Origin of the sequence: Streptomyces otsuchiensis, assembly GCF_004305975.1 — a bacterium.
In the GTDB taxonomy this organism is placed as follows: domain Bacteria; phylum Actinomycetota; class Actinomycetes; order Streptomycetales; family Streptomycetaceae; genus Streptomyces; species Streptomyces otsuchiensis.
Window position 1 is genome coordinate 1 of sequence record NZ_BHZI01000244.1, and the last position, 8,691, is coordinate 8,691.

Consider the following 8,691-nt stretch of genomic DNA (forward strand, 5'->3'; position numbering starts at 1 on the left):
GCGGTGGTTTGGCCGGCGGGGTCGTGGGTGTGGGTGGTGGTGTGGCCGTCGTAGTCGGTTTCGGCGACCAGGTGTCCTGCGGGGTCGTGGGTGTAGGTCCAGGTGTGGCCGAGGGGGTTGGTGATGGCGGTGAGTTTGAGTTCGGTGTCGCGGGTGAAGCGGATGGTGGCGCCGTCGGGGGTGGTACGGGAGTCGGGGAGGTCGAAGGGGCCGTAGGTGAAGGCGGTGACGCCGCCGTTCTCGTCGGTCGCGGTGAGGAGGTTGCCTTCGGCGTCGTAGGTGTGGGTGCGGGTGCCGCCGAGGGGGTCAGTGCGTGTGAGGAGCTGGCCCTCGGTGTTCCAGGTGAGCCGCGATATCGCGCCCATGGGGTCGGTGGCGGTGATCACGCGGCCAAAGGCGTCACGTTCCGCCGTGGTGGTGGACCCCACCGGGTCGGTGACCTGGAGGACGAGGCCGGCGGCGTTGCTTTCGATCCGGTTGGTGTGGCCGAGGGCGTCGGTGACCGATGCGATGGCTCCGGCGCTGTCGTAGCCGATCCGGGTGCGGTTGCCTGCGGGGTCCAGGGTGGTGGTGCGGTTGCCTGCGTTGTCGTAGGCGTGGTGCCAGGTGGTGCCGTCGGGTTGGCGGATGAGGGTGGGCTGGCCGTAGTCGTTGTATTCGGCGGTGATCTGGTGCTCGTCGGGGCGGGTCAGGCAGGTGAGGTTGCCGTTGTCGTCCCATTGGTAGCGGGTGGTGCGGCCGAGGGGGTCGGTGACGGTGAGGGGCCGGTTGTATTCGTCCCAGGTCTTGCGGGTGGTGTGGCCGAGGGGGTCGGTCTCGGCGGTGACCTGCCAGGCGTCGTTCATCTGGTACGTGGTCGCATGGCCCAGTGAGTTGGTGGCGGTGGTCCGCAGGTTCGCCGGGTCGTAGTCGTAGCGGTATTCCAGCGCCCTGCCGGTGCCGGTGGTGAAGACGCACCGGCCCGCAGGGTCGTACTCGTAGGAGTACCAGGTGTTGTTGCGGTCTTCCCAGCGGGTCATCCGCCGCTGGGCGTCGTACTCGAAACAGAGGGGGAGGCCGGAGGAGTTGTACACCTTCGCGAGGTTCCCGGACCGGTCGTAGTCGTAGGTGCGGATGACGGGCTGGTCGGGGTCGGAGAGGAGGGTGAGGGAGGTGATGCGGCCGTCGTAGACGGCGACACCGATCCGGTAGCCGCCGGAGTGGACCAACTCCGACGGGTCGCCCTCGGGCGTGTAGTGGAAGTCGATGCGGTTGTTGTTGCGGTCCGTGATCGCGACGATCGGCAACTCCGAACCGCGCCGGCCGGGGACCGGGGCGAAGTGCAACGTCCGGCCGCTCTCGCGCTGGTGGATGGTCATGGCGCCGCCGCCGGCGCCGTCCCAGGACAGCCCCCAGCGCGGCCCGGAGACGGGGTGGACGGGTGCGCCGTATTCGGGTTTTGGGATGGGGTAGTGCAGTCGCATCCCGTCATCGGCGTAGTAGTCCGCGCCGAACTGGTCCAGGACCAGCCGCTGGTCGAAGGTGGAGGCCCATGAACGGCCGAACCAGCGGCCGTAACGGTAGTCGGAGAGGTGCTCGCGCTCGATCGTGAGGGGGAGGATGCCGGGAAGGGTGAGGTCGGTGTTCCGCAGGGTCATCTCACCGGTCGCGATGTCGATCGGGTCCCCGATCAGCACCTTCCCGATCCCCCGGATGCCCTCCTTGTTGTACATCGCGGGGAGGTTCTTGAAGTTGGTGACGTACTTCTTCACCCCACCAGCCAGCCCCGCCAGACTCGTCACACCCTTGAACCCCGGGATGCAGTCCAGCATCGCGAACCCGACGTCCCAGAGCGAGGCGTTCCCGTTGGCGTAGTCGATGAGTGTGTCCGCGAGGACGATCAACGCTGCGGCGAGTACCACCCAGGCCAGCGGCCCGCCGATGATCATGACGACGACACCGAGGACGGCGACGACGACCTTGGCGATGGCGACGATGGTGTCCCAGTTGTCCACCACCCAGTCCACGGCCTTCTGCCACCACTTCTTGTTCTGAATCCCCGCTTCCGAGGCTTCTTCCAACGATGCGGCGCAGATTTCGGCGGCGGTCTCGCGTGCTTCTTTCGCCTGCCCGGCCAGGGCTTTGGCGGCGGTGAGGGCGGACTCGGCGGAGACAACGGCGGCCTCGGCCCCCTCGTGCGCGCTGCTCGCGGTCCGCAGTGCTTCGCGGACACCGCCTCGGACCTCGTCCTCGTCCGGGTCCTCCGCCGCCTCCTCCGCGTCCTCCAGTTCAGAGACGGCGGTGGCGAGCGCGGACTGGGCGGTGGCGAGTTCGGTCGCGGCGGACTCGCCGTCGGTCAGGGCGCGGTCGGCGTCGCGCTGGGCGTCCTCCAGCTTCGGCCAGTACGTCGCCAACGCCGCGGCGGCGAGGTCGTAGGAGGTATGGAGCTTGGTCAGGTTCGGCGGGACCTTCTCGAACCGCTCCTTGAACGCGTCAGCGGTGAGTCCGACGAAGGTGGCCAGGGAGTCGGACTCGACCATCCCCCGGATCGTCGACAACGCCTCCGCCGCATCATCAGCGAAGGTCTCCAGACGCTCCGCTAACCGCTTAATCCGCTCCGGATCACCCGGCGTCGGATCCGACGACAACCCCAACACCGACCAGTCAGACGAACGCCCCACGACCGACAACCCCCCCCAGGTGGCACTGCGATACAAGACGTAACGCTAGCCACTAGGAGTCACGCTTCGCAACGGAATCTGCCGCCGCACGTTCGACTCACGACCGTCGCTGCGACCTGGTTGGGCGGGCCAGTACGGAGCACCATGGCTTCCTTGCCCCCGCGAGCCGTGCGGCGGGCGCGCCGGTTCACGGGCATCGCTGCCCGTGCGCCCGTCCCTGATCACCAGGCCGACAGTCCAGTTGGGTGCCTCGGGACCGGAGTTGGCCCCTGGCGTCGCCCGTGTCCACGGCGTCCGATGTGAGCTGCCGAACCCTGCGTTCCGGAGCGTGAACTCCGGCTGTTACGCGGGTATAGCACCGTCAAAAGTTCCACACAGCGTGAGGAGATCTGCTTGTGGAGGAGTTAGCGGTGGCGGCGGGCACCGCCCTGGTCGGGGCGATGGCGACCGAGGGCTGGAACGCCGTCCGCTCCGGGGCGGTCGCCCTGTGGCGCAAGGTGCACCCGGAGCGGGTGGCGACCATCGAGGCGGAACTGGAAGAAGCCCAACAGGAGTTGGTGGCCACGGACACCCCCGCCGAAATCGAGGCTGAGATGGCCGTCGAGTGGCGGCGGAGGTTCAGGCGCCTGCTGGCGGAGCAGCCCGAACTCGCCGACGAACTCCGCCGGATGGTTGAGCAGCAGTGGCAGCCACAGTTGCCGCCCGGCGGCGTCCGCAACGTGACGATGAAGGCCGACGTGCGGGACCGCGGCAGGGCCTACCAGTCCGCCGGTGACCAGCACTTCCACCGCGAATGAGCGGACCGCGTGACGCCGGCCCCGGGAACTCCTCACCGGAGCCCGGCCCAGACTCCGACCCGGAGTGGGAGCCGGAGCGGGAGCAGGAACGAGCCGCGGTGAAGCTGCCGCCCGGCCAGGTGACCATGCACGGCAGCGCGCACGACGGCGCGCGGGTGTTCCAGGCGATCAACATGTACATCTACGAGTCCGGCTCGCGGCCCGAGCGGACGGCGGACGAGGCCCTGGCCGAACGCGTCGTGTCGTTGGCCCGGAAGACCAGGATCGGGGGCTCCTTCCGCGTCACGCCCTACCTGCACAGGCCGATGATCGAGACGTACGTGGCACGGCACGGGATGGACGACGGAGAGCAGATCCTCGCCTCCTTCGGCAGCGACCCCAAGACCGAGAACGCGGTCCCCAACCCCGGCGCGCGGCGACGGGACCCCCTGCGTGGCCCCGCCTATGTGATCGTCACCACCACTGGCGTGAGGTGGGTGAACGCAGAGGAATGCGGCATCCTCCGCTACACCGACTCCTGGGACGCCGAGGAGTACCACCGGCGCCTGCCGTCAGTCGATGGCAAGGGCCTCTACTGGCCGAAGACGCACGGGCTGCGCTTCGCCTTCGACGAGCAGGCGGTGTGGCTGGTGTGCAGCGCGCACTGGTGGCAGAAGTGCCGGGACGTCAGCGTGCTGGCACAGTTCCTGACCTCGGTCCGGGAGATCGCGAGGATCTGAGAGACCCGAGACACCGTGACGACGCGTGGCAGCGACGCCAAGTCCCGTTGAACGAGAGGAGGGCAAGCGGACCACCCTCGTGACGGTGGCCCTTCGCCACGCTCGCCGCACACCGCTGATTCCCTTCCGACCCTCATCGGCCTCCCGCGCCCCACTACGATGACCACCGGCACCAACCGCCCGATCCGGCGCACGCCGGAGACTCGGATTTCAGCAACTCTCCGGGATTTCCCGCACTACCGGAGGTCCGCTGAAAAACCACCCCCACACCCGGGTAGCCACACCCGCCGTGACCTGGACCTTCACAATGGGGTCCTCATCGCCCCTACGAGGGGTAGCAACCCGCGTACCCGGCGAGGGTGTGCTCCGGGTACTCCCGTCCTCATCGCCCCTACGAGGGGTAGCAACCGGGGCAGGTCAGCATGTGGGAGCGGTAAGGGCGGGTCCTCATCGCCCCTACGAGGGGTAGCAACGGGGAACCGGCGGCCCGCACCCGGGTGGAGTGCGGGCGTCCTCATCGCCCCTGCGAGGGGCGGTTACAACGCGATCGGCGGGTAGGGCGCCTACGTGACCGGATCAGTCCGTGAATCGGTCGTTACGGTCCTGTCCGGCGCGATGCGTGACGGGCCGGACGGTGGTGCGGGCCAGGTGTAGCAGGCGGCCGGGGTGGTGAGGCCGTCGCCGTGGTGGTGGATAGCTTCGCCGATGCGACGCCAGCCGAGCCGTTCGTACAGCCTGATGGCGGCCTGGTCCTTCACCATCACGTCGAGCACCAGACGGTGCGACGCCCCTCGGGCTGCTTCCATGGCCGTGCGTGCCAGCGCCTCGCCCAGTGAACGGCCCCTGGCGTCGCGGGTCACGAACAGCCTGCCCAGTGCGAGGAGGCGGTCACGGTCGTCGTCCTGCTGTTCCCTCCAGATGCGGGACGCGTCCTCGCCGTCCGCGTCCATCAGCGCGACGTGCCCCACCACTTGACCGTTCAGCTCAGCCACCCAAGCGCGCCGGACGCCCGGCGAACCGATCCACCCGTCCGGCTGGGCGACGCCTTCCACCGGATACCCGTCCGTCGCATGCGCGTCGCGGAGCGCTGCGGTCAGCGCGGGAACGTCGGTGCTTTCGAACGGCCGGACCGAGTGCGACGCAGGCAACTGAACTCCCTCTGTGACGGGGGATGCAACGCTAGCCAGCCCGTCGGGGCCTGCCAAGACGACGAACGTCAGCGCCCTGCCGGTTCGTGGTGAACCGGCAGGGCGCGGTGAGACGGGTTGGGCGCGTGTGTCAGGGCTCAAGCGTCTCGTGCACGAGCGCGGTGACAAACGTTCCCCACGTGGCCGTCGGCAGGCTGAGTGCCGCTCCGGCGGTGACCTTGGAGTCACGCACCGGCACCACACCGGGGAAACCGTCTGCGACCTCGACGCAGTCGCCACCATCCTGGTTGCTGTAGGTGGACTTGCGCCAGGCTGCTGCGGTCAGGTCGATACGGGATCGCACGGCAGGTCCTCCAGAAGCTTGGTAATCAGCTGATGCGAGTCGCTCAGCGACAGGGCGTGGTCGCGCACTCGATCGTAGCTGAGCTGGAGCTTCTCGACCCAGGCTGTCTCCTCTACCAGTTCACCGGAGTACCCGGACTCCACCCACGCCACCGACCTTCCCTCCGGAAGCCGGATGAGGTTGACGTAGGTGTTCGTCAGTCCGTGGATACCGACTGTCAGCGGGACCACCTGCACCGCGATGTTCTCGCTCTGGGAGGCTCCAGCCAGCTGTCGTAGCTGGTTGGCCCACTCCCTCCGATCCTGAAGCGGCGATCGGAGTACCGCCTCTGAGATGATCGCCCGCAGTTGGGGGGCGCCGCCCACTCGAAGCTTCTCCTGCCGACCGATCCTGGCCTCCACCTGGCGAACGAGTTCATTGCCAACAAGGCCGCCAGCCCGCAGTAGTTCGTTCGCGTAGTCCGCGCTCTGCAGAAGTCCGGGGATCACGCACGGTGAGTGGATCTGGATGCTCGTTGCTTCGTTCTCCATCTCCATGTAGCGGCGGTAGCGGAGCTTGAACTGGGATGGGTCTTTCTGGGCGATCTCCCACAGGATGATCAGGTAGTTCGTGTTGTAGAGGGTGTCGAGGGCCTGGACGAGTTCGGGGCCGCCGAGGGATTCTCCGGTCTCCATCCGGGCGACGTGGGTGAAGTCGTAGGTGATGGCCTGCCCGACCTCCCGCAGCGAGAGCCCACTCTCTCGGCGCAGGGCCCTTAGCTCCTCCGCGAACCGTGCGCGCGGCTCCTGCGAACGTCCCGTGATGGCTCGGCGTGGTGGCATCGGACACCCTCCCGTTGGGGTTGTTGCGAATCGTTCTCCGGGGCGTCGGGGCTCATGCGCGCTGGCTGGTGCGGACTCTCCCCCACGTCCATATTCGTAACCGTAGTGCCACGGAGAGCACGCGTAAGCGATTCACGAAAGAACGTACTAACTGACTGGAGGGCCCGTGATTGCCGCACATCGCGCCGTGCGATCGGAATGCGGGAGAACGGCTTCCCCGACGGCCGAAAGCGCCTCTGGCCTGCCGCTTTCGCCGGGTCGTGCGGGGTTCGGCGCTGCCGATGCGGCGACTGCCCCCAGTCACCCCTTGGCCCACAGTGGAGAGCCGTCCGCCGATACCGGCACATGGGCACGTCCATCGGCGAATTCCGGGGAGTTCACCGACGAGGAACCCCTTCCATCGCTGCTTCAACTACGCCTAAAAAAAGCAGAGTTGGCGGTCGAGATTGACCAGCATCGGCTTCGGCTCAGTGGCGGGGCGCCCGTTCCACCGGCCTGGCCGCTCGCCTCCGAGACGACCGGGTCGGTCTCGCCCAGCGACGGTGTGTGGTGCGAGACGGTGGTGCGGAGTCCGGACGCGGCGGCCGAGTGGCACCTCGGCGGGGCGTGGACTGCGACTCCGGCGTCGGCGCTGGTGTGGATGCGCGGTCAGGCGCGGCGGTTGGCGGAGGCGCTGGACCCGGAGCCGGGGAGCGGGCCGTACCCGCGTGCCTGCCTTCGTCCCGCCGACGCGGCGGGCTGGAGCCCGGGGCGCACGTTCCGCGAATGGGTCGAGGACGCCGACTACCAGTCGGTCCAGCTGTCGGCGCTCACCAAGGGGCGGCCGATCAGCGTCAACACCCGTGGCCCCGACCGGATCTGCGGCGCCGGGGACGTGGAGGTCTTCTACTCCCTCTCCGCCCGCCGGGTGCACCGCCACGCCCCCGCACGGCGCCTGCTGCGGGCCTTGTGAATCCACCGGTCCACCCGGCATGGCCCCGATCCCGACGATCACGGCCACCAGTACAGCGACGACCAGGAGAGAGCATCGTGTACGAGGACATCAGCTTCGCCAACTCCGACCGGGAGGAAGTGGAGGAGGAGGCCCGGGAGTTCTTCAACCACGTCAAGAACCTCGGTGTACGGCTGGACGACATCGACGTCCTGGACCCGTGCGACGGTTGCCGGCGAGGCGCCTACCTCGTCCACGTCGGCAACCTCACCACTGACGACGTCCGCACCCTCAACGCCGCGCTGCGGGAGCGGGAGGAGCGTCCGTGACCTCGGGACTTTCACCGTTGCGGGCCACGACCGTCCGGCTCACGGCCGAACACGTCCGCATCCACGATCTCGTCTCCTTCGGCGGACGGAATATGGCCGTCACCTTCTCCGAGCACCGTGGCGGCCTCGTCCGCATCGAACTCGACCGGATCGTCCGCGCGGCGATGCCACCCGCCACGGCACTGGTCGTCACCCGTCCACGCCACCGAAGGTAGGCGGTGCGGGGCGGCCGGTCCTCGGCGTCGGCGGTTGTGTCAGTGCCCGGTGCGATGCTTCGGGTACGACCACCGCAGGGCCCGGCAAGGAGGTACCGATGAGCGCACCGACGACGGACACCGTGCACCGCAGCGGCTTCGGGACGGCCTGGTGGGGGAGCGACCTCGGTCTCTACCGGCCCTGCGCCACCACGTACCAGCGCTATCCGCTCGAATCCGTACCGCCACTGGACCCGGCGCGTTTCACCGGCACCTTCGACTGGATCGGGCCGCGCGGCGTGCCCGTCCCGTCCGAGGTCGCGGCCCTCGGACGGCTCTCCGGCCAGCTGGCGGCAGCCGGCCTGGCACTGCCCGCCGACTTCGTCACCTTCTACACGCACAGCGGCTTCCAGGCCGCCCTGGACGAGGTGTCCATCACGGCCTGCTGGACCGACATCTCCGGGCCGCTGGCCTGCCCCTTCGATCCGTCCGCCCGCTTCGTGCAGTTCCTGCGCGACCAGCAGGACTGCCTCATCTGGTACCTCTACCTGCGGCCGGGCGAACCGGCCTCCGTCGTCGTCTCCCCGCTGCTGTACGACGCGTCCGCAGACGAAGCCGACCTCTGCCCGTCCGAACTGACCGACCTACGGAACCACTTCGACGCCTGCGCCGACTCCTTCGAAGAGTTCGCCTACCGCTTCTGGACCGAGAACCGCCTCTGGGGTCACCTCGCCGACGACACCCCCGAC

At 68.5% G+C, this 8,691-nt stretch carries 10 protein-coding genes; 6 read left to right on the plus strand and 4 right to left on the minus strand.

The genetic code is table 11. The annotated features are described in order from the left end of the window. A partial coding sequence (locus tag E0D90_RS20295) for a DUF6531 domain-containing protein (protein ID WP_369008435.1) occupies nt 1–2,660 on the minus strand: 2,660 nt, incomplete at its 3' end. A 410-nt stretch (nt 2,661–3,070) separates the two neighbouring features. Here E0D90_RS20295 and E0D90_RS20300 point away from each other — a divergent pair. Then, entirely contained in the window at nt 3,071–3,457 is a 387-nt protein-coding gene (locus E0D90_RS20300; RefSeq protein ID WP_130799546.1) for a hypothetical protein, read from the plus strand. Then, on the plus strand, nt 3,454–4,176 hold the full coding sequence (locus tag E0D90_RS20305; protein ID WP_130799547.1) for a hypothetical protein: 723 nt from the start codon (nt 3,454–3,456) through the stop codon (nt 4,174–4,176). The genes E0D90_RS20300 and E0D90_RS20305 overlap by 4 nt, the downstream gene beginning before the upstream one ends. Nucleotides 4,177–4,739: 563 nt before the next feature. Here E0D90_RS20305 and E0D90_RS20310 read toward each other — a convergent pair. The 3 genes from E0D90_RS20310 to E0D90_RS20320 form a co-directional block, all read right to left on the minus strand. Further along, a complete protein-coding gene (locus E0D90_RS20310) occupies nt 4,740–5,381 on the minus strand; it encodes a GNAT family N-acetyltransferase (protein ID WP_227870358.1) in 642 nt (213 codons plus the stop codon). Nucleotides 5,382–5,454: 73 nt separating this feature from the next. Next, nucleotides 5,455–5,667 (minus strand): DUF397 domain-containing protein, encoded by a 213-nt coding sequence (locus E0D90_RS20315; RefSeq protein ID WP_130799548.1) that lies wholly within the window; start codon nt 5,665–5,667, stop codon nt 5,455–5,457. Further along, nucleotides 5,646–6,488 (minus strand): helix-turn-helix domain-containing protein, encoded by an 843-nt coding sequence (locus E0D90_RS20320; RefSeq protein WP_130799549.1) that lies wholly within the window; start codon nt 6,486–6,488, stop codon nt 5,646–5,648. The genes E0D90_RS20315 and E0D90_RS20320 overlap by 22 nt, the downstream gene beginning before the upstream one ends. Nucleotides 6,489–7,047: 559 nt before the next feature. Here E0D90_RS20320 and E0D90_RS20325 point away from each other — a divergent pair. The 4 genes from E0D90_RS20325 to E0D90_RS20340 all read left to right on the plus strand — a co-directional run. After that, nucleotides 7,048–7,440 carry a hypothetical protein gene (locus E0D90_RS20325; protein ID WP_130799550.1) on the plus strand — a complete coding sequence of 131 codons (393 nt, stop codon included), beginning with the start codon at nt 7,048–7,050 and terminating at the stop codon, nt 7,438–7,440. A 77-nt stretch (nt 7,441–7,517) separates the two neighbouring features. Further along, on the plus strand, nt 7,518–7,748 hold the full coding sequence (locus E0D90_RS20330; RefSeq protein WP_130799551.1) for a hypothetical protein: 231 nt from the start codon (nt 7,518–7,520) through the stop codon (nt 7,746–7,748). Next, nucleotides 7,745–7,963 (plus strand): hypothetical protein, encoded by a 219-nt coding sequence (locus E0D90_RS20335; protein WP_130799552.1) that lies wholly within the window; start codon nt 7,745–7,747, stop codon nt 7,961–7,963. The genes E0D90_RS20330 and E0D90_RS20335 overlap by 4 nt, the downstream gene beginning before the upstream one ends. Nucleotides 7,964–8,061: 98 nt before the next feature. Next, on the plus strand, nt 8,062–8,691 hold a 630-nt coding region (locus E0D90_RS20340), incomplete at its 3' end, for a hypothetical protein (RefSeq protein WP_130799553.1).

What these genes read in the sequence shown, in the direction of transcription:
- E0D90_RS20305 (WP_130799547.1), top strand. Translation starts at nt 3,454, where the DNA reads ATGAGCGGACCGCGTGACGCCGGCCCCGGGAACTCCTCACCGGAGCCC.
- E0D90_RS20320 (WP_130799549.1), bottom strand. Translation starts at nt 6,488, where the DNA reads ATGCCACCACGCCGAGCCATCACGGGACGTTCGCAGGAGCCGCGCGCA.